The organism is Streptomyces sp. ADI95-16, assembly GCF_003721495.1.
Taxonomy (GTDB): Bacteria; Actinomycetota; Actinomycetes; order Streptomycetales; family Streptomycetaceae; genus Streptomyces; species Streptomyces goshikiensis.
Genome location: NZ_CP033581.1, coordinates 6,088,438 through 6,108,502, shown reverse-complemented (window position 1 = coordinate 6,108,502; position 20,065 = coordinate 6,088,438). Strand labels below are relative to the sequence as shown.

18 protein-coding genes are annotated in these 20,065 nt (G+C 73.1%); 6 read left to right on the top strand and 12 right to left on the bottom strand.

Translation table 11 applies throughout. The features are described 5' to 3' along the window. Positions 1-5: 5 nt before the first annotated feature. From EES41_RS27360 to EES41_RS27340, 5 genes are all read right to left on the bottom strand, one after another. Positions 6-929, bottom strand: a complete 924-nt coding sequence (locus tag EES41_RS27360) for an LLM class F420-dependent oxidoreductase (protein WP_123080722.1) — start codon at positions 927-929, stop codon at positions 6-8. Between the two features lie 136 nt (positions 930-1,065). Continuing rightward, the gene (locus EES41_RS27355) at positions 1,066-1,551 is read right to left on the bottom strand and encodes a DUF6099 family protein (RefSeq protein WP_123080721.1); all 486 of its coding nucleotides are present in this window, start codon (positions 1,549-1,551) and stop codon (positions 1,066-1,068) included. A 124-nt stretch (positions 1,552-1,675) separates the two neighbouring features. Next, positions 1,676-2,071: a nucleotide pyrophosphohydrolase gene (locus tag EES41_RS27350; RefSeq protein ID WP_123080720.1), complete on the bottom strand. Its 396-nt coding sequence runs from the start codon at positions 2,069-2,071 to the stop codon at positions 1,676-1,678. Next, on the bottom strand, positions 2,068-3,186 hold the full coding sequence (locus tag EES41_RS27345) for an ATP-binding protein (protein ID WP_123082720.1): 1,119 nt from the start codon (positions 3,184-3,186) through the stop codon (positions 2,068-2,070). The genes EES41_RS27350 and EES41_RS27345 overlap by 4 nt, the downstream gene beginning before the upstream one ends. A 273-nt stretch (positions 3,187-3,459) precedes the next feature. Continuing rightward, positions 3,460-3,855 carry a cell division protein SepF gene (locus EES41_RS27340; protein ID WP_073777979.1) on the bottom strand — a complete coding sequence of 132 codons (396 nt, stop codon included), beginning with the start codon at positions 3,853-3,855 and terminating at the stop codon, positions 3,460-3,462. Between the two features lie 162 nt (positions 3,856-4,017). Here EES41_RS27340 and EES41_RS27335 point away from each other — a divergent pair, with 162 nt between their 5' ends. Together EES41_RS27335 and EES41_RS27330 are read left to right on the top strand one after the other, a co-directional pair. Continuing rightward, positions 4,018-4,737: a DUF2470 domain-containing protein gene (locus tag EES41_RS27335; protein WP_123080719.1), complete on the top strand. Its 720-nt coding sequence runs from the start codon at positions 4,018-4,020 to the stop codon at positions 4,735-4,737. Between the two features lie 66 nt (positions 4,738-4,803). After that, on the top strand, positions 4,804-5,724 hold the full coding sequence (locus EES41_RS27330; RefSeq protein ID WP_123082719.1) for an NADP-dependent oxidoreductase: 921 nt from the start codon (positions 4,804-4,806) through the stop codon (positions 5,722-5,724). Between the two features lie 109 nt (positions 5,725-5,833). On the opposite strand, the gene EES41_RS27325 is transcribed toward EES41_RS27330, so the two are convergent. The 6 genes from EES41_RS27325 to EES41_RS27300 form a co-directional block, all read right to left on the bottom strand. Further along, complete coding sequence (locus EES41_RS27325; RefSeq protein WP_123080718.1) at positions 5,834-7,159, bottom strand: LLM class flavin-dependent oxidoreductase; 1,326 nt, start codon at positions 7,157-7,159, stop codon at positions 5,834-5,836. A 154-nt stretch (positions 7,160-7,313) separates the two neighbouring features. Next, positions 7,314-8,225, bottom strand: a complete 912-nt coding sequence (locus EES41_RS27320; protein ID WP_164495954.1) for an ABC transporter permease — start codon at positions 8,223-8,225, stop codon at positions 7,314-7,316. Further along, a complete protein-coding gene (locus EES41_RS27315; protein WP_123080717.1) occupies positions 8,222-9,052 on the bottom strand; it encodes an ABC transporter ATP-binding protein in 831 nt (276 codons plus the stop codon). Before EES41_RS27315 ends, EES41_RS27320 begins: the two co-directional genes overlap by 4 nt. A 9-nt stretch (positions 9,053-9,061) precedes the next feature. Further along, entirely contained in the window at positions 9,062-10,093 is a 1,032-nt protein-coding gene (locus tag EES41_RS27310) for an ABC transporter substrate-binding protein (RefSeq protein ID WP_123080716.1), read from the bottom strand. Positions 10,094-10,128: 35 nt separating this feature from the next. Next, positions 10,129-10,692 (bottom strand): NADPH-dependent FMN reductase, encoded by a 564-nt coding sequence (ssuE, locus tag EES41_RS27305; protein WP_123080715.1) that lies wholly within the window; start codon positions 10,690-10,692, stop codon positions 10,129-10,131. A 22-nt stretch (positions 10,693-10,714) separates the two neighbouring features. Continuing rightward, a complete protein-coding gene (locus tag EES41_RS27300; RefSeq protein WP_123080714.1) occupies positions 10,715-11,647 on the bottom strand; it encodes a TauD/TfdA family dioxygenase in 933 nt (310 codons plus the stop codon). 873 nt (positions 11,648-12,520) lie between these two features. Between EES41_RS27300 and EES41_RS27295 the strand changes: the two genes are divergently transcribed. From EES41_RS27295 to meaB, 4 genes are all read left to right on the top strand, one after another. Beyond that, a complete protein-coding gene (locus EES41_RS27295; protein WP_123082717.1) occupies positions 12,521-13,690 on the top strand; it encodes an ROK family protein in 1,170 nt (389 codons plus the stop codon). Positions 13,691-13,752: 62 nt separating this feature from the next. After that, a complete protein-coding gene (locus tag EES41_RS27290; RefSeq protein WP_123080713.1) occupies positions 13,753-15,672 on the top strand; it encodes a methylmalonyl-CoA mutase family protein in 1,920 nt (639 codons plus the stop codon). Continuing rightward, positions 15,669-17,876 carry a methylmalonyl-CoA mutase gene (gene scpA / locus EES41_RS27285; RefSeq protein ID WP_123080712.1) on the top strand — a complete coding sequence of 736 codons (2,208 nt, stop codon included), beginning with the start codon at positions 15,669-15,671 and terminating at the stop codon, positions 17,874-17,876. Before EES41_RS27290 ends, scpA begins: the two co-directional genes overlap by 4 nt. A gap of 10 nt (positions 17,877-17,886) precedes the next feature. Then, on the top strand, positions 17,887-18,867 hold the full coding sequence (gene meaB / locus EES41_RS27280; protein WP_037798285.1) for a methylmalonyl Co-A mutase-associated GTPase MeaB: 981 nt from the start codon (positions 17,887-17,889) through the stop codon (positions 18,865-18,867). Between the two features lie 172 nt (positions 18,868-19,039). Here the strand turns inward: meaB and EES41_RS27275 are convergent, their stop codons facing one another. Next, positions 19,040-20,041 carry an asparaginase gene (locus EES41_RS27275; protein ID WP_123080711.1) on the bottom strand — a complete coding sequence of 334 codons (1,002 nt, stop codon included), beginning with the start codon at positions 20,039-20,041 and terminating at the stop codon, positions 19,040-19,042. Positions 20,042-20,065: the final 24 nt, after the last annotated feature.

Sequence of the window (20,065 nt, the reverse complement as noted above, 5' to 3'; positions counted from 1 at the left end):
GGGGCTCAGCCGAGCTGGGACAGCACCTGGGAGGAGATCAGCTCCAGGTGGTCCAGGTCGTCGAGGTCGAGCAGCTGGAGGTAGACGCGCGAGGAGCCGATGGCGCCGTAGGTGCCGATCTTCTCCACGACCTCGGCCGGGGAGCCGGCCAGGCCGTTCGCCTTGAGCTCCTCCACCTCGCGCCCGATGGCGGCGGCCCGGCGGGCCACCTCGGCGTCGTTCCTGCCGACGCACACCACGAGGGCGTTGGAGTAGACGAGTTCGTCCGCCTTGCGCCCGGCCTGCGCGACGGCCTCCCGGACCCGGCCGAACTGGCGCCGGCTGTCCGCGATCGACGCGAAGGGCATGTTGAACTCGTCCGCGTACCGGGCGGCGAGGCGCGGGGTGCGCTTCGCGCCGTGCCCGCCGACGAGCACGGGCACCTTGGCCTGGGCCGGCTTGGGCAGCGCCGGCGAGTTCTCCACCTGGTAGTGGGTGCCCGCGTAGTCGAAGGTGGCGCCGGGCGCGGTGGCCCACAGGCCGGTGACGATGGCCAGCTGCTCCTCCAGCCGGGCCATCCGCTCCGCCGGGAAGGGGATCCCGTACGCCTTGTGCTCCTCCTCGAACCAGCCCGCGCCCAGGCCGAGTTCGATGCGGCCGCCGGACATCTGGTCGACCTGCGCCACCTGGATGGCGAGCACGCCGGGCAGCCGGAAGGTACCGGCCGTCATCAGCGTGCCCAGCCGGATCCGCTTGGTCTCGCGGGCCAGGCCCGCGAGGGTGATCCACGCGTCGGTGGGTCCGGGCAGACCGTCCACGGATCCCATCCGCAGATAGTGGTCAGACCGGAAGAACGCGTCAAAGCCGAGTTCCTCGGTGGCCTTGGCGACGGTCAGGAGGGTGTCGTAGCTCGCGCCCTGCTGGGGCTCGGTGAAGATACGGAGGTCCATGCCCTCCATCCTGCCTCGCCCGCCCCTGCCGGGTGAATCTCCGTCAACGCGATGCCCGCCCAGGGTGGCGGCGCGCCGAAGGGCCTGACCGCGCGGGTCCCGTCGCGCGCGACGGGACACCACCCGGGCCGCGCCGTCAGACCACCCCGGAGGCGGACCCCCGCTCGCGGACCGTCATCCGGCGCAGGAGCGCCCGCACCCGATCGCTCGACTCGTCAGCCGCGTCGATCGACTCTATGCACTGCCAGTACAGGGTCTCGTCATCCGTCCCGCAGGCCACCCCGACGAGGGCTATGCCCACCTCGCCCAGCAGCGCCTGAAGTCCGAGCAGCGCCTGCCGGACATCCGCCACCTCGGTCAGCTGCGCCGCCCGCGGCGGACGGTCGGGCGCGCTGCCCTCTCCGCGCAGGGCCGCTCTGTCGAGCACCCCGCAGCCTCTGCCACCCGCTTCACCCAGCCCCCGTGCCTCCGATCTCAGCTCCGGCGGCCCGGTGACCGCCAGCCAGCTCCCTATCCCCTGCGCGAGCGCCTGGGCCTGCCAGGCCTCGCCCACGATGTCCCACGCAGCCCCGCTCTGTGCCAGCGCGTGCCGGCCGGCTGCGATGAGCCGTACCGCATCCATATGCCGTCCCCCGTCCGCACGACATCCTGCCGTTCTCACCACTACCCAGAGTGAAGGCAACGGGCCTGTAAAGCCAGGGGTATTCGGAAATCTCTGGACAGAGACATGATTGTGGACGACGCCATCACTCCGAAGAGTGACATTTTGCGTCGGGAGCACCTGTCACCGGGAAGCGGAGCTCGTTCCTCTCGATCTTCGCGGCCAGTGCGTCCAGCACATCCACCCCGAGGACCTCGCAGAACTGCAGGAGGTACGCGAGCACGTCAGCCACCTCGTCGGCGACGCGGTGCGCGGTTTCCGGCTCCTCCATGACCCTCGCCGACTGTTCCGGCGTCAGCCACTGGAAGATCTCGACCAGCTCCGAGGCCTCGACGCTCAGCGCGACCGCCAGGTTCTTGGGCGTGTGGTACTGACCCCAGTCCCGCGCCCGCGCGAATTCGACGAGCCGCCGCTGCAGTTGCCGCAGCCGCTCCTCTCCGGCCGCACCCGTCGCTCCACTCGTGTCACCTACGTCGCTCATGGCGTCAGGTCTACCACCGAGACCCCGGGGATCCGGCGGGCGGCCCCCGCGCACTCCTCCCCCACCGCGGCCACCAGCCGGACGTGACCGCGCCCGCAGGCCATGAGGGCCAGCCGCAGCAGTTCGTCGCCCTGGCGCCGGTCCAGGTCGCGGTCGAGGCCGTCGGCGAGCACGGTCAGCGCCTGCCGGGCGGAGGGCAGTTCGGTGGCCGGCTCCACCGCCAGCACCCCCGGCCCGGTCAGCAGGACGAGCGCCAGCGCGAGGAAGCGCAGCTCGCCCGCGCCGAGCCGGCCGAGTTCGGTGGCGGGCAGGCCGGGGCCGCGGTCGAGCAGCGCGGTGACGGGGCCGCCGGCGGGCGCCCGTACGTCCAGCCCGGCGACCTCGCCCGCGCAGCCGGTACGGGCCGCCCGCGCGAGCAGCGCGTGCCGGGTGCCGCACTCGTGGCGGGTCCGGCGCAGTACGTCGGCCAGGTTGGCGCAGTCGCCCAGCAGCCGCCCCTCCCCCGGCGGGACCGGGGCGCGCATCCGGTCCGGGCGGGGATCGCAGGCGAACACCGAGCGCAGGGCGACCACCGCCTGCTCGGCGGCGGCCAGCACCCGGCGCTGTCCGGCGGTGGCCCCCGCCACGCGCAGCGGGAGCAGGGCGGTGCCGAGCCGGTCGTCGGGCAGCGGGGCCCGGGTGACGCCGACGGCTCCGCCGGTCAGCCAGGCGGCCTGGACGGAGCGCCTGCCGGGGTCGCGGAGCGCGGTGCTGAGCAGGACCTCGCCGCCCACGGAGAGGCGTTCGCCGACGACGCGGAGCTCGGGCTCGGCCTGTACCGCCAGGTCGAGCCGGACCGGGCCGACGGGCCCGTCGACCGTGCAGCCGATACGGAACCCGCGGCGCCGGTCGGCGTCGGGGACGGCCCGCTCGGGAACCAGCGCCGACGGCTCCGGGAACACCTCCTCCAGGGTGGCCCCGGAACCCAGCGCGGCCAGCGCCTCGTAGGCGCCCAGGACCTGGGACTTGCCGCTGCCGCTGGCCCCGGCGAGCAGGGTGACGGGCCCGAACGAGAAGGCGGCGCGCCGGTGCGAGGCGAAGGCGGAGAGCCGCAGCTCGGTGAGTACGGGCCGCAGAAGGGCCGGAGCGGCATGGCCCGAAGGGGCGCCGGTTGAAGAATCGGGGGCGTCGGGGGCGTCGGCAAAGACAGCAGAGGTGTCGAGGGCGTCGGTCAAGACGGCAGAGGCATCGAGGGCGTTGGCTAACGCACCAGAGGCGCCAGCTAAGGAAGCGGAGGCGTCGGAGGCATCGGCTAAGCCGGCGGGGGCGGCGAGGGCGTCCATGGGGCGGACGCTACGGGTTCGCCGGGACCGCGTGGACCCGGCGAACCGTTCCCTCGTGCGACCTTCCTACGATCGGGGGACGGCCGCGGCCGCGATCCCCTCGACCTCGGTCCCGACGGGCGCCAGCAGGAAGACGTTCCGGTCCACCCGGTGCATTCCGCTGCCCAGCCCGAAGACCACGCCGCTGCTGAAGTCCAGGATGCGCTTGGCCACTTCGCTGTCCGCGCCGGTGAGGTCGAGCAGCACCGGGATCTGCGCGATCAGGTACTCGGCCACCTCCCGCGCGTCCGCGAAGATCTGGACCCGGATCACCACGAAGCGCCGCTGCTCCGCCGCGGACGCCCCCGGCGACGCGGGGATCGTGCGGTGGTCCACTCGGGAGGGCCACTCGTTGCGACTGCGCAGCGGCACCACCTGCGCGAGCCCCTCCCACTGTTCGTCGGTGACGTCGTACCTGCTCACCGGGCCGCCTCGGCCGCGCGCTTCATGTGCATCCCCCCATCCTCTCGTGTTTCACCCGTTCAGCCCAACAACGACACGAGTGGGACGAGGTACACCCCACGGAGGGAATAGGTTAGGTTAGGCATACCTAAGTCACTCGCCCAGGACGATGGAGAGATCCGCATGCGCATGTCCGGTGCCCCTGCCACCCCGGCCGCCGCCGACCGGCCCACCGACGCCGAGCGGGTCCGGTCGATCCTGGCCGCCGCCCACTCCATGACGGTGATCACCGGCGGCCTGCACGCCGAGGTGCGCCACCTCGACGGCACCGACCCGATGGGCCGCGTGCACCTGCACCCCGCCGAGCCCGGCGGGGACCGCGAGGACCGGCCCGTGATCCGGATGGAGTTCACCGACATCGCGCCGACCCCGGTGCGCGACCGGGTGCGCGCCCGGGTCACCGTGCTGGGCCGGCTGCTCACCCCGTACACGGACGAAGGCTCCGACTCCACCTGCGTGGAGTTCGTCGAGGCCGTCCTGGAGACCGGGGAGGGCCGCTCGTACATCGGCCTCGAAGAGCTGGACGCGGCCTGCGCCGACCCGCTCGCCCCGTACGAGGCCGGGATGCTCACGCACCTCCTCGACGACCACACCGAACTGGTCACCCTGCTGCTGCGGCTGGTCCGGCCCGCGGCCCCCGCGAGCGCCGCCGTCGTGCGCGCGCTGCCGCTGGCCATGGACCGGTACGGGATCACCCTGCGCCTGGAGGAGGCCCGCGGCCACCGTGACGTACGGCTGCCGTTCCCGTCCCCGCTGGACAGCGTGGAGCAGTCGGGGGCCCAGATCCAGGCCCTGTTCAGCGCGGCCCGGCGGCGCTCGCACCACAACACCCTTCCGGCGTAGCCCCTTTGCGGCAGCACGCACCGGGGACCCGGAATAGCCCCGGACAGGCCCCGGTTGGAAATGACCATGAAGGCCATCACATACAGCGCATACGGAACGTCCGACTCCCTCCAGCTCGTTGACGTCGCGCCGCCCAAGGTGGGCCCGGGCGAGGTGCTCGTCCGCGTCAAGGCCGCCGGTGTCAACCCGGTGGACTGGAAGCTCGCCGCCGGATACCTCGACCCGATCATGGAGGTCCGCTACCCCGTCATACCCGGCTGGGACGTGTCCGGCGTCGTCGAGGCCATCGGCCCCGACACCTTCGACTACGCCGTCGGCGACGAGGTGTTCGGATACGTCCGCAAGGAGTGGGTGGAGCTCGGCACGTACGCCGAACTGGTCTCCGCCCCCGTCCGGACGCTGGCCCGCAAGCCCCGCGAGCTGACCTTCGAGCAGGCCGCGGGCATCCCGCTGGCCGGTCTGACCGCCTACCAGTCGCTCACCCGCGTGGGCCTCACGGCCGGCGAGAGCGTCCTCATCCATTCGGCGGCCGGCGGCACCGGCTCCCTCGGCGTGCAGATCGCCGTCGCCCTCGGCCTGCGCGTCATCGGCACGGCCGGCGCCCACAACCACGACTACCTGCGCTCGCTCGGCGCCGAACCGGTGCTGTACGGCGAGGGGTTCGCGGACCGGGTGCGCGCCCTCGCGCCCGAAGGGGTGGACGCCGCCCTCGACTTCTACGGGGACGACGTCATCGCGACGCTCCAGTCGCTGGTCAAGGAGCGCCACCGGGTGGCCTCCATCGCCGACTACAACGCCGCGGCCCAGGGCGCCCACCAGCTGTGGGTCCGCCCGGACACCGACGACCTGACCTTCCTGGGCGAACTGGCCGACGCCGGCAAGCTCACGGTCAACGTGGAGCACGCGCTGCCGCTCGCCGAGGCCGCGAAGGCCTGGGAGCTGAGCGCGTCGGGCCGGACCCGGGGCAAGATCGTCCTCACCGTCTGACCCCCACGGCCCCGGCCCGCACCCCGGGCCGGGGCGTGGACCGGGGCGTGGACTGGGGCGCGGACCGGGGTGCGCGGCCCGCTCAAGCGGACGGCTGCTGCTGCCGCCGCTACCGCTGCGCGTAGCGGTTGGCCGGGCGCGCCAGACCGTAGTTCTCTCGCAGGGTCGCGCCCGTGTACTCAGTGCGGAAGAGGCCGCGCCGCTGGAGGATCGGCACGACGTGGTCGACGAAGGCGGTCAGCCCGGTCGGCAGGACGGGCGCCATGATGTTGAAGCCGTCCGCGGCGCCCTGCGTGAACCACTCCTCCAGCTGGTCGGCGATCTGCTCGGGGGTGCCCGCGAAGACCCGGTGGCCGCGGCCGGCGCCGAGGCGGGCGATCAGCTGGCGCAGGGTGAGGCCGTCGCGGCGGGCGAGTTCGGCGACGAGGGTGAAGCGGCTCTTGTTGCCGTTGATGTCCCGCTCCTCGGGCAGGTCGGGCAGCGGCCCGTCGAGCGGGAGACCGGTGAGGTCGGTGCCGAGCATGCCGGAGAGCTGGGCGAGCCCGTACTCGGGCACCTGGAGGTCGGTGAGCTGCTGCTCCAGGGCCTTGGCCTCGGCCTCGGTGGACCCGATGACGGGGGCGATGCCGGGCAGGACGAGCAGGTCGGACTCGGCGCGGCCGTACTTGGCGAGGCGGGACTTGAGGTCCTTGTAGAAGGTCTGCCCGTCGGCGAGGGTCTGCTGGGCGGTGAAGACGGCCTCGGCGTACTGAGCCGCGAACTCCTTGCCGTCCTCGGAGGAACCGGCCTGTACGAGCAGCGGGTGCCCCTGCGGGGAGCGGGGGACGTTGAGCGGCCCGGCGACGCCGAAGTACTCGCCGCGGTGGGCGGCGGGGTGCAGTTTGTCGGTGTCGGCGTAAATGCCGCGGTCCTTGTCGAGGACGATCGCGTCGTCCTCCCAGCTGTCCCAGAGCTTGGTGGCGACGTCGAGGAACTCGCGGGCGCGGTCGTAGCGGAGGCCGTGTTCCAGGTGTTCCTCCTGGTTGAAGTTGCGGGCCTCGTCGACGGTGCCGGAGGTGACGATGTTCCAGCCGGCGCGGCCGTTGCTGATGTGGTCGAGGGAGGCGAACTTCCGGGCCGTGTGGAAGGGCTCGTTGAAGGTGGTCGAGACGGTGGCGATCAGCCCGATGTGCTCGGTGGCGGCGGCGATGGCGGAGAGCAGCGTCAGCGGCTCGAACCCGCCGAGCGCGTTGTAGCGGGCCTTGCCCCACAGGGCGAGGCCGTCGGCGAAGAAGATGGAGTCGAGCCGGCCGCGCTCGGCGGTCCGGGCGAGCTCCTGGAAGTACCGCAGGTCGGTGACCCGCTCGGGACTGCTGTCGGGGTGCCGCCAGGCGGCGTCGTGGTGACCGGCGTTCATCAGGAACGCGTTGAGGTGCAGCGTACGGGGTGCGGACATGTCGGTTCCTCGGTCTCGGTGGGGAGCGCGGGACGCTTCGCGTGAGCGGGCGGTCGGGGCGCGCGGGCACTGCCGGGGCAGGGCGCGCGCCGTCACCAGGGGCGCGGAAACGGGCGGGGGCGTGGAAACGGGCAGGGGTGCGGCGGGCGGCCCCTCAGGCCGGGACGCGCCAGAGGCTCAGGCGGCGTTCGACCGTGACGAGCAGCTGGTTGAAGGCCACGCCGATCGCCGAGATCGTGACGATGCCCGCGTACATCTGCGGGATCGCGAAGTTGTACTGCGACGCGTTGATCAGGTACCCGAGCCCGGCCTTGGCGCCGATCATCTCGGCCGCCACCAGCACCAGGATCGACACCGCCCCGGCCAGCCGGATGCCCGTGAAGATGGCCGGCACCGAAGCCGGGAGGATCACCTTCTGGAACAGCCTCGGCGTGGACAGGTCCATCGAGCGGGCCAGTTTCACCAGCGTCGGGTCCGCGTTCCCCACGGCGCTGATGGTGTTCAGCAGGATCGGCCACACGCAGGCGTAGACCACGATCGACACCTTCGAGGTCTCCCCGATGCCGAGCAGCAGTACGAACACCGGCAGCAGCGCGAGCGCCGCCGTGTTGCGGAACACCTCCAGCAGCGGCCCGAGCAGCGCCGCGACCGGGCGGTACCAGCCGATGAGCAGGCCGAGCGGGACGGCGACCACGACCGCGATCCCGAAGCCCCCGAAGGAGCGGATCAGGCTGGCCCCGGTGTGTTCTCCGAGCTGGCCGTCGGCGAGGAGCTCCCACCAGGCCTCGGCGACCTCGCTGACCGGCGGAAGGAAGGTGGCGTCCACCAGCCCCAGCCGGGGTGCGGTCTCCCACAGGGCGAGCAGCGCCAGGATCGCCGCCGAGCGGAGCCCCGCCGCGCGCAGCAGACGGCCCAGCCGGCCGCCGGACGCGGCCCGCGGGGCCGCGGGCAGCGGCGCCGGCGTCACCGCGGGCGCGGGCGCGGGTTTCCGTACGGCGGGTGCCTCGTCCACGGGCGGGGCCAGGCCCGCCAGGGCGGCGACGGTGGTGTCGGTTCCGGTACTCATACGGAGGCCTCCTCCTTCTCCAGTTGCTGGGCGCGGGCCACCTCGTCGTGGAGCAGGGTCCAGATCTCGTGGCGGTAGCGGGCGAACTCCGGGCTGGAGCGCAGGTCCTCGCCCGTGGCCCCGGCACCGCGCGTGCCCAGGGACACCGGGACGACCTCCTTGACCCGGCCGGGCCGCGAGGTCATGACGGCCACCCGCTGCCCGAGGTACACCGCTTCCTCGATGCCGTGCGTGATGAAGACGACGGTCTTGCCGGTGCGCTGCCAGATCCGCCGCAGCTCGTCCTGAAGGGATTCGCGGGTCTGCGCGTCGAGCGCCGCGAACGGCTCGTCCATCAGCAGCACGTCCGGGTCGTACGCCAGCGACCGCGCGATCGCGACCCGCTGGCGCATTCCGCCGGACAGCTCGTGCGGATGCCGGTCCCCGAATCCGGTCAGGCCGACCAGGTCCAGGAACTCCCGTGCCCTTTCCGTCCGTTCACGGCGCGGGACCCCGGTCGCCTCCAGGCCGAATTCGATGTTGCCGAGCGCGGTGCGCCACGGCAGCAGCGCGTACTGCTGGAAGACGATGCCCCGGTCCAGCCCCGGCCCGGTGACGGGCCGGCCGTCGAGGAGGATCCGGCCGGAGGTGGGGCGCGTGAGGCCGCCGAGCAGGTCCAGGAGGGTGGATTTGCCGCAGCCGCTGGGCCCGACGACGACCACGAACTCGCCCGCCTCGATCTCCAGGTCGATCCCGTCGAGCGCGGTGAACTCTTCCCTCCCCCTCCTGTTCTTCCTGTCCCTGGTCGGAAAGGACTTGGTCACGGAGTCGAACACGATCTTCGCCATGGCAGCCGCTCAGCCCTTTCCCTGCGCGTTGAACTCGTTGGTGTACAGATCGCCGGCCTTGAGGCCGCCCTTCTTGATCTCGCCGCGCTCGCCGAGCCAGTCGATCCAGAGCTGGAACTCCTTGTCGGCGATCCGGCCGCCGGTCTCGGCGACCCCGTACGAGTGCCAGTACTGGAGGGTCGAGGTGTCCTCGTTGCGGCCGCGCTTCTTGACGATCTCCGCCATCCGGGCGATGACCTCCTCGCGCGGGGTGGTGCGGGACCACTCGATGGCCTTGGCCACGCCGGTGGTGAAGGTCCGTGCGGTGTCGGGGTTCTCCTTGATGAAGCGCCGCGTCATCACGTACGTGCCGGCGCTGAACGCGCCGAGCAGTTCGTGGTCCTTGAACAGCGGGCGTATCCCGCCGGCCGCCAGGGCCTTGTCGCGCAGTACCCCGCTGAGCACGCCCACCTGGATCTGCTTCTGCCGCAGGGCCTGTTCGGTGTTGACGGGCGGGACCACGAGGGGCTCGACCTTGCCCGCGTCGGCCTTGGAGACGCCGTTTCGCTCCAGGTAGATGTCGAGCAGGGCCTGGGCGTGGGCGCCCAGGGTGTTCATGCCGACCTTCTTGCCGATGAGGTCGCGGGCGGAGCGGATCGGGCTGTCCTCCAGGACGTAGTAGCCGAGGTAGGTGTCCTGGTCGGAGCCGTAGTAGGAGACGACGGCCTGGATCTGGGCCTTGCTCGCGGCCAGCTTGACGACGGCGCCGTTGAAGGCCCCGCCGAAGTGGGTCTGGCCGGTGGCCGCGGACTGGATGTCCTGGGGGCCGCTGATGGTGTTGCCGACCCAGTCGAGGGTGAGGTCCTCCAGGTATCCGAGGTCCGCGGCCAGTTCGGGCAGGGTGACCGAGCCGACCGCGCCCTGGTACTTGAGGGTCTTGAGCTGCTTGCCGGAACCGCCGCCGGCGGTGGCCGTGCCGCAGCTCACCGCGGCCGCCGAGATGCCGAGCAGGGCGAGGAACTGGCGTCGGGAGGTGGGGGTCGAGGTGAACGCTGCGGGCATGACGGTTCCTTGTCAGTACGTACGGGGGTGCGGGGTCAGAGCGCGGTGGCGGTGGCGGTCAGCGGGGCGGCCCCGGCGCGCAGGGCTTCGGCGAACTCGTCGACGGCCTGGAACAGGTCCAGCTCGGCCTCGGGCCGCAGCCGGTCGGGGCCGTCCCCGCGCTCGACGGAGGAGTCGAGGATGAACCGGCCGGCGGTGACGTGCCGGGCGCCGAGCGCGGCGAGGACCGGGCGCAGGGCGTAGTCGATGGTCAGGACATGGGCGAGGCTGCCGCCGGTGGCGATCGGCAGAACCGTTTTCCCGGCCAGCCCGTCCTGCGGGAGCAGGTCGAGGAAGGCCTTGAGCAGGCCGGTGTACGAGGCCTTGTAGATCGGGGTCGCGATGACCACCCCGTCGGCCGCGGCGACGGCTTCGACGGCCCGGCGGATCTCCGGTTCGCCGCGGCGGGCGGAGAGCAGGTCGGCGGCGGGGAGGTCCCGTACGGCGAGGTGGGCGGTCTCGAACCCGGCGTGGGAGAGACGACGCAGCACGTGGTCGGCCACGACGGTGGTGCGGGAGTGGACGGAGGGGCTGCCGGTGAGGGCGAGCAGTCGGGGCACGGGACTCTCCTTGGGGAACGGTTCAGACGGAGACGGTGGAGGCGCCGGAGGGAATTCCGAACGCGGGCTCGGGGACGGTCTCGGGGCTGATCAGCAGGGACGGAACACCGTCGGGACCGACCGGGACGTCGCCGTCGACCGTCACGCGGCGCAGGGTGCGCTCGTGGTCGTCGGAGTCGTCGACGCCGTAGTGCTGGGTGGCGCGGTTGTCCCAGATCGCGACGTCCCCGGCCCGCCACTGCCAGCGGACGGTGTTCTCGGGGCGCTCCACGTGCGCCTGGAAGAGGTCGATGAGCGCGCGGGAGTCCTGACCGGTGAGGCCCTTGATCCGCTGGACGAAGTTGCCGAGCAGCAGGGTGCGTTCGCCGGTCTCGGGGTGGACGCGGACGACGGGGTGCTCGGTCAGGAACTTCGTGGACGTGAACACCTCGCGGTACTGGGCGAGGGCCTCGGGGAGCGCGTCCGGCTTGAGGGCGGCGTAGTCGTACTCGTTGGTGTGGACGGCGCGCAGGCTGTCGGCGAGGACGCGGAGCGGCTCGGGGAGATGGGCGTACGCGGTGGCGGTGTTGGCCCAGAGGGTGTTGCCGCCGTACGGGGGGATGGTGACGGCGCGCAGGACCGAGAAGGCGGGGTACGCGGGGACGAAGGTGACGTCGGTGTGCCACTGGTTGGCGCGGGCGCCGTGGTGGGAGTCGATGCCGAGGGCGTAGCGGCCGTCGGCGGAGGGGACGGTGGGGTGCGCGACCGGCGCGCCGAGCAGCCGGGCGAAGGCCTCGTGACCGGCTTCGTCGAGGTGGTCCTGCCCGCGGAAGAAGACGACCTTGTGGGCGAGGAGGGCGCCCCGGATCTCGGCGACGGTGTCGGCGGGCAGGTCACCGGCGAGCCGGACCCCGCCGATCTCGGCACCGATGCGGCCGCCGAGCCGGGTGACGGTGGTGGCGATGGCAGTGGACATGGAAGCTCCCTGGGTTTATTTCCGCAGCGGAAGAAAAAGACGTACGAGGACGTGCGCACGGCGCGACGGAGCCGCGGCGATGACGTGAGGTACGAGGGGGTGCGGCGCGCTCAGGCGCAACGGAGGGCCGGACAGCGGCCCTGACACTCGCCCGGGAAGCCGGGGGTGTGGAGCCGCGGGGCGAGGAGTGCGATCGCGGACATGTCTCGGAGCGTGGCAGCGGCGCCGCGAGGGGTCAACCCCCGCCGAGCAATGCCGACGACGGCCCGGCGGAACCAGCCGAACCCCCCACCACCTGCGGTTTCGGGCGTTCCCGGCTGGCATCCCCCATCCCCGCCGACGGCCGAAAACCGTGGCCGGATTTCACACCCCCGCAACGCCCCCGCCACGCCCCTCCCCGGGAGGAGCCTTCTCCCCGCCCCGCAAACGCCAGCGGGGGTGGGGTGGGGTGTCGTCCGGGACGTAAAACGTGATTTGTGGCGCTCCATACGGCCGCACGGCGGCAGCTCGGCCCGAGGCGCCATAAATCATGCAGTCCCGGACGACACCCCACCCCACCCCCGCCCCGACGCAGCGCCCGGCGAAGGCGCCCCAACGGAGGCGCCCCGACGGGGGGCGCCCCAACGGAGCAGCCCGGCGGAGCAACCCGGCAAAGGCGCCCCGGCAGAGCACCCCAACAAAGCAACCCAGCGGAGCAACCCGGCGAAGGCGCCCCAACAAAGCGACCCGGCGGAGCGACCCGGCGGAGCGACCCGGCGGAGCGACCCAGCGGAGCGACCCAGCGGAGCGACCCAGCGGAGCGACCCAGCGGAGCGACCCGGCGGAGCGACCCGGCATCATCACAACGTGCCCCCCACCACCCCCCACCCCCGCATGGCCGGCGACAGCCGGGCCTCCGCCAACGCCGCCGCCGTACTGCGCGCCGTCCTGGAGCACGGCCCCGTCGCGCGGAGCGGGATCCCCCCGGTGTGCGGGCTCAGCCCCGCCGCCGTGTCGCGCCAGACCACCGGCCTGCTCCGCTCCGGGCTGCTGCGCGAGCTGCCCGGCCCCGGCGGCGGCCTCGGCCGCCCCCTGGTCCCGCTCGACCTCAACACCGGCGCCGTCTCCGGCCCCGTCACCGCCGCCCTGCACATCGGCGTGCCCGCCTCCACCCTCGGCCTCGTCGACCTCCGCGGCCAGGTCCTCGCCCGCCGCGCCCTGCCGCACCACGGCCTGGACCCCGCCACGCTGCCGCAGGCGATCGCGCGCCAACTCCGCGCGTTCCTCGACGAGTACGACACCGGCCGCCCCCTCCTCGGCCTCGGCGCCGCCCTCGGCGGCTGGGTCCGCCCCGACGAGGGGACCGTCGTCCGGCACGAGGCCCTCGGCTGGCGGGACCGCCCCCTGGCCGCCGAGCTGTCCGACGCCCTCGGACTCCCCGTCCGCCTCGACAACCACGCCCGCGCCGTCGCCGGCGCCGAGATCCTGTTCGGGCACCCCGACGCCCGCCGCAGCCTCGTCCACCTCTTCGTCGGCAACGTCGTCGACGCCGCCTTCGGCATCGAGGGCACCGTCCACCAGGGCCCCGGCGCCGCCGCCGGAGACGTCGCGCACCTGCCCGTCCCCGGCTCCCGCACGCCCTGCCCGTGCGGCCGCACCGGCTGCCTCCAGGCCACCGCCTCCGACACCGCGCTCGGCGCGGAAGCCGTCCGCCGCGGCATCGTCCCCGAGCCCTCCGTCAGCCTGCTCGTCGACGCGGCCGCGACCGGCGACCCCCGCGCGGACCGGCTGCTGCGCGAGCGCGCCCGCGACGTCGGCCGGGCCGCCGCCCTCCTCCTGGACGTCTTCAACCCCGCCGTACTGGTGATCGCGGAACTCTCCAGCCTGCTCCACGAGGGCTACCTGGACGAGATCCGCGAAGCGGCGGCCGCGACGAAGAACGCCGCGCCCGCGCCACCGGCCCCCCGCATCGTCACCCCGCACGCCGGGCCCGCCGTACTCCCCTGCGCCGCAGCGACCGTCCTGCTCGGTCCGCTCTTTCGTGACCCCGCCCGTCTCACCTGAGAGGGGGAGATCACATCCGGTGGTTATGGTCCATCCCAGAGCACCCCCCTAGCATTCGAGCCATGACGGTCCTGCCTGATGACGGGCTTTCCCTGGCCGCCGAGTTCCCTGACGCGACGCATGAGCAGTGGCAGCGCCTGGTTGAAGGCGTACTGCGCAAGTCGGGCAAGGAAGCATCCGGCGAGGCAGCTGAAGACGCGTTGTCCACCCAGCTAGAGGACGGGCTCACCACCCGCCCGCTCTACACCGCGCGCGAAACCGGCGCGAACGCGAACGGCGACAACGGCGGAACCGGCGTGAACGCCGCGAACGCCGCCCACGCCGACGCCGCCGGCTTCCCGGGCTTCGCCCCCTTCACCAGGGGCGGCCGGCCCGAGGGCACCTCCGTCTCCGGCTGGGACGTGCGCCAGCGACTCGCGGGCACCGACCCCGTACGGGTCAACGAGGCGGCCCTCGCCGACCTGGAGAACGGCACCACTTCCCTGTGGCTCACCGTCGGCCGGACCGGCATCCCCGCCGACGGCCTCGCCCGCGCCCTCGACGGCGTCTACCTCGACCTCGCGCCCGTCACCCTCGACGCCGGCGCCGACTACGCCGAGGCGGCCCGCGCGCTGCTGGCCCTGTACGCCGAGAGGGAGGTGGCCCCCGAGGCCGCCCGCGCCTCGCTCGGCGCGGACCCGCTGGGCCACGAGGCCCGAACGGGTGAATTCCTGGACCTCGCCGAGGCCGCCGCCCTGGCCCGCGAGACGGCCGGCGCCTGGCCCCACGTACGCGCCCTGACGGTGGACGCCCTGCCGTACCACGAGGCCGGCGGCAGCGCCGCCGAGGAACTCGGCCTCTCCCTGGCCACGGGCGTCGCCTACCTCCGCGCCCTGGAGGACGGCGGGCTCGGCGTCGAAGCCGCCCTGGGCCAGCTGGAGTTCCGCTACGCCGCGACGGCGGACCAGTTCCTCACCATCGCCAAGCTCCGCGCCGCCCGCCGCCTGTGGGCCCGCGTCGCAGAGGCCTGCGGGGCCCCCGAGGCCGGCGCCCAGCGCCAGCACGCCGTCACCTCGCCGGTGATGATGACCCGGCGCGACCCGTGGGTGAACATGCTCCGCACCACCGTGGCCTGCATGGCGGCGGGCGTGGGCGGCGCGGACTCCGTCACCGTGCTCCCCTTCGACAACGAGCTCGGCCTGCCGGACGCCTTCGCGCGCCGCATCGCCCGCAACACCTCCACCATCCTGCTGGAGGAATCGCACCTCGCCCGGGTGATCGACCCGGCGGGCGGCTCGTACTACGTGGAGCAGCTCACCACCGAACTGGCCGGGGCCGCCTGGGAGTTCTTCCAGACCGTAGAGAAGGCGGGCGGCCTGTCCGGGGCCCTGCGTTCCGGCCTGGTCGCGGAGCGCCTCGCCACCACTTGGGCCGCGCGCTCGAAGAAGCTGGCCAAGCGCCGCGAACCGATCACCGGCGTCAGCGAGTTCCCGCTGCTGTCGGAGAAGCCGGTCGTCCGCGAGCCCGGTCCCGCCGGCCCCACCGGCGGACTGCCGCGCGTCCGGCGCGACGAGGCGTACGAGGCGCTGCGCGCCCGCAGCGACGCCCATCTGACGGCGACCGGGCACCGCCCGCGGGTCTTCCTCGCCGCGCTGGGTCCGGCGGCCGCGCACACGGCGCGGGCCACCTTCGCCTCGAACCTGTTCCAGGCGGGCGGCATCGAGCCCGTCCACGACCCGGTGTCCGTGGACCCGGCGAGCGCCGCCGCGGCGTACGCCGCGAGCGGCGCGGACGGCATGGCCGTGCTGTGCTCCAGCGACGCGCTGTACGAGGAGCAGGCCGGGGCCGTGGCCGCGGCGCTGCGCTCGGCGGGCGCCACGACCCTGTTCCTCGCCGGCAAGCCCGGCACCGCCGAGGGCTCCGTGGACGAGTACGTCTTCGCGGGCTGCGACGCGGTCGCCGTGCTGTCCTCCGTACTCGACCGGATGGGAGTCGCGTCATGAGCGGCACCGCGATCCCCGATTTCTCCGCGCTCGCACTGAACGGCTCCGGCTCCGGCTCCGGCGCCCCGGCCGCGTCCGAGGACCAGTGGCGCACGGCGGTGAAGGAGTCCACCGGCTCCGCGGGCGGCGACCTGCTCTGGGAGACCCCGGAGGGCATCGGCGTCAAGCCGCTGTACACCGGGCGGGACCTGGAGGGCCTGGACTTCCTGCGGACGTACCCGGGCGTGGCCCCGTACCTGCGCGGCCCGTATCCGACGATGTACGTCAACCAGCCCTGGACGATCCGGCAGTACGCCGGTTTCTCCACGGCCGAGGAGTCGAACGCCTTCTACCGGCGCAATCTGGCGTCCGGTCAGAAGGGCCTGTCGATCGCCTTCGACCTCCCGACGCACCGCGGCTACGACAGCGACCACCCGCGCGTCACCGGCGATGTCGGCATGGCGGGCGTGGCGATCGACTCGATCTACGACATGCGCCAGCTGTTCGACGGGATCCCGCTGGACAAGATGACGGTGTCGATGACGATGAACGGCGCGGTGCTGCCGGTCCTCGCGCTGTACATCGTGGCGGCGGAGGAGCAGGGCGTCTCCCCCGAAAAGCTCGCCGGGACCATCCAGAACGACATCCTCAAAGAGTTCATGGTCCGCAACACCTACATCTACCCGCCCAAGCCGTCGATGCGGATCATCTCCGACATCTTCGCGTTCACCTCGCAGAAGATGCCCCGGTACAACTCGATCTCCATCTCCGGGTACCACATCCAGGAGGCCGGGGCCACGGCCGACCTGGAACTGGCCTACACCCTCGCCGACGGCGTGGAGTACCTGCGGGCCGGCCAGGCCGTCGGGCTGGACGTGGACGCCTTCGCGCCGCGCCTGTCGTTCTTCTGGGCGATCGGCATGAACTTCTTCATGGAGGTCGCGAAGCTGCGCGCGGCCCGGCTGCTGTGGGCGCGCCTGGTCAAGCAGTTCGATCCGAAGAACGCCAAGTCCCTTTCCCTGCGCACCCATTCGCAGACCTCGGGCTGGTCCCTGACCGCGCAGGACGTCTTCAACAACGTCACCCGCACCTGTATCGAGGCGATGGCGGCCACCCAGGGCCACACCCAGTCGCTGCACACCAACGCCCTCGACGAGGCGCTCGCGCTGCCGACGGACTTCTCGGCGCGCATCGCCCGCAACACCCAGCTGCTGCTCCAGCAGGAGTCGGGGACCTGCCGGTCGATCGACCCGTGGGGCGGCAGCGCGTACGTGGAGAAGCTGACGTACGACCTGGCGCGGCGGGCCTGGCAGCACATCGAGGAGGTCGAGGCGGCCGGCGGCATGGCGCAGGCCATCGACGCGGGCATCCCGAAGCTGCGCGTGGAGGAGGCCGCGGCCCGGACGCAGGCGCGGATCGACTCGGGCCGCCAGCCGGTGATCGGGGTCAACAAGTACCGCGTGGAGAGCGACGAGCAGATCGACGTCCTCAAGGTCGACAACTCCTCGGTGCGCACGCAGCAGATCGAGAAGCTGCGGCGGCTGCGCGAGGAGCGCGACGAGGCGGTCACCCAGGACACCCTGCGGGCACTGACGAACGCGGCCGGGCGGGGCGACGGCAACCTGCTGGCCCTGGCCGTGGACGCGGCGCGCGCCAAGGCCACCGTCGGTGAGATCTCCGACGCCCTGGAGAAGGTGTACGGGCGGCACGCGAGCCAGATCCGTACGATCTCGGGTGTGTACCGCACCGAGGCAGGCGAGTCCCCGTCCGTGGAGCGCACCCGTGCGCTCGTCGACCGGTTCGAGGAGGCCGAGGGGCGGCGTCCGCGCATCCTGGTCGCCAAGATGGGCCAGGACGGGCACGACCGCGGCCAGAAGGTGATCGCGACGGCCTTCGCCGACCTGGGCTTCGACGTGGACGTCGGCCCGCTGTTCCAGACCCCGGCGGAGGTGGCCCGTCAGGCCGTCGAGGCGGACGTCCACGTGGTGGGCGTGTCCTCGCTGGCGGCCGGTCACCTGACCCTCGTACCGGCGCTGCGGGAGCAACTGGCGGAGGAGGGCCGCGAGGACATCATGATCGTCGTCGGCGGGGTGATCCCGCCGGCCGATGTCCCGACGCTGCTGGAGATGGGCGCGACGGCGGTGTTCCCGCCGGGCACGGTGATCCCGGACGCGGCCCACGACCTGGTGACGCGGCTGGCCGCGGATCTGGGCCACGAGCTGTAGGCGGCCCCGGGTGCCGAAGATCGACATCGAGGCGTACGCGAAGGGGGTCCTCGACGGGAAGCGGGCGTTCATCGCACGCGCGATCACCCTCGTCGAGTCCACCCTGCCCGCCCACCGGGGGCTCGCGCAGCAGCTGCTGACGGAACTGCTCCCGCACTCGGGGCGGGCGCGCCGGATCGGCATCAGCGGGGTGCCGGGCGTGGGCAAGTCCACGTTCATCGACGCGTTCGGCACGATGCTGACGGGGCTGGGCCACCGGGTGGCGGTCCTCGCCGTCGACCCGTCCTCGACCCGTACGGGTGGCTCCATCCTGGGCGACAAGACCCGGATGGAACGCCTCGCGGTGGACCCGGCGGCATTCGTGCGCCCCTCCCCCTCGGCGGGCACGCTGGGCGGGGTCGCGAAGGCCACGCGCGAGTCGATGATCGTGATGGAGGCGGCCGGCTACGACGTGGTCCTGGTGGAGACGGTCGGGGTGGGCCAGTCGGAAACGACGGTGGCCGGCATGGTGGACTCCTTCCTCCTCCTCTCGCTGGCCCGTACGGGCGACCAGCTGCAGGGCATCAAGAAGGGCGTCCTGGAGCTGGCGGACGTCCTGGCCGTGAACAAGGCGGACGGCCCGCACGAGCGCGACGCGAAGGCGGCGGCGCGGGAGCTGTCGGGCGCCCTGCGCCTGATGCACCCGTCGGACGCGGCCTGGACCCCGCCGGTCCTCACGTGCAGCGCACGGGAATCCGCGGGCCTGGACGAGGTCTGGAACCGCCTGGAGCAGCACCGGCTGCTGCTGGACGCGGGCGGCCGGCTGGCGGCGAAACGGGCCGCGCAGCAGGTGGAGTGGACCTGGTCGATGGTCCGGGACGAGCTCCTGGAACGCCTGCGCTCCAGCCCCGCCGTCCGCGACCTGGCCCCGGCCCTGGAATCAGCCGTCCGCGACGGCACCCTGACCCCCACCCTCGCGGCGGACCGCCTCCTGTCCGCCTTCTCCGCCTGACGCGAGCGGCCGCTGGCAGTTGTCGCCGACGGGCGTCGGTTGCCGCGCCCGGCGGGGCGGTCGGGGGTCCCGTCCGGCCTGGCCGGCTGGGCGCGGCGGTGTGGGTCCGGGGCCCGGGGCCGGCGCCCGGCGACGGCGGCGCGCCCCGAGAACCCCCGGTGGCCCCGCAGGGTCAGGCGTCGACCAGGACCGGCCCGTCCGAGGAGAGGGCCTGCCGCAGGACCCGCGCCCGCTCGCCCTCCTCGCCGGAGGCGAGCAGCGCGGACAGGACCGCGATCCGCGCCTGCCCCGCCCTCAGCGTGCCGGTGGGAACGGCGCCGGCCGCGACCAGGTCGACCGCCCCGCCGTGGGTGTAGATCTCCGTCACCGGCCCGGCGGCGACCCGCGTGGTCAGCGCGACCAGCACGCCCCGCGCCACCGCCGCCCGGACCGCCTCGACGATCTCCGGGGTCGCGTTCCCCGCGCCCGTCCCGATCAGGACGATCCCCCGCGCCCCCGCCTCGACGGCGGCGTTCAGCAGCACCGGGTCGCCGTCGGCGTGGTGCATCACCATGTCCACCCGGGGCGGCAGCTCCGGCATCGCCGGCAGCGCCAGCGGCTCGGGCCGCCGCGGCGTGCGCAGCATCGTGACCTTGCCGAAGCCGATCTTGCCGAGCAGTTCCTTCGACGGGTCGGCGAACGCGTCCAGCGCCACGGCCTGCGTCTTCACGGTGCCCCGGGCCGCGTGCACCCGCCCGGCGAACGTGATCAGCACCCCGAGCCCCCGGGTGGACGCGGCGGTCAGCAGCGCGTCGTACAGGTTCTCGGGGCCGTCGCCGTCGGCGGTGCCCATGGGGAGCTGCGAGCCGGTGAAGACGACCGTGCGCGGGTCGTGGTGGTGGAGGTCGACGAGGAACGCCGACTCCTCCAGCGTGTCGGTGCCGTGGGTGACGACGATGCCGTCGACCTCCGGGTCGGCGAGCACCTCGTGCACGGTGCGCAGCAGGGTGAGCTGGTGGGCGGTGGTCAGCCGGGGGCTGTTCACGCTGAACAGGTCGACGACCTCGACGGTGACGCCCTCGGGCAGCGGCGCGGTGGCCATCACCTCGCTGCCGTCGGCGTCGGCCGCGAAGCCGGATCCCTGCCAGCGGCTGGCTATCGTCCCACCGGTGCTGATGACGACGATCCGTCCCATGGCCGCTCTCTCCTTCGCTACATG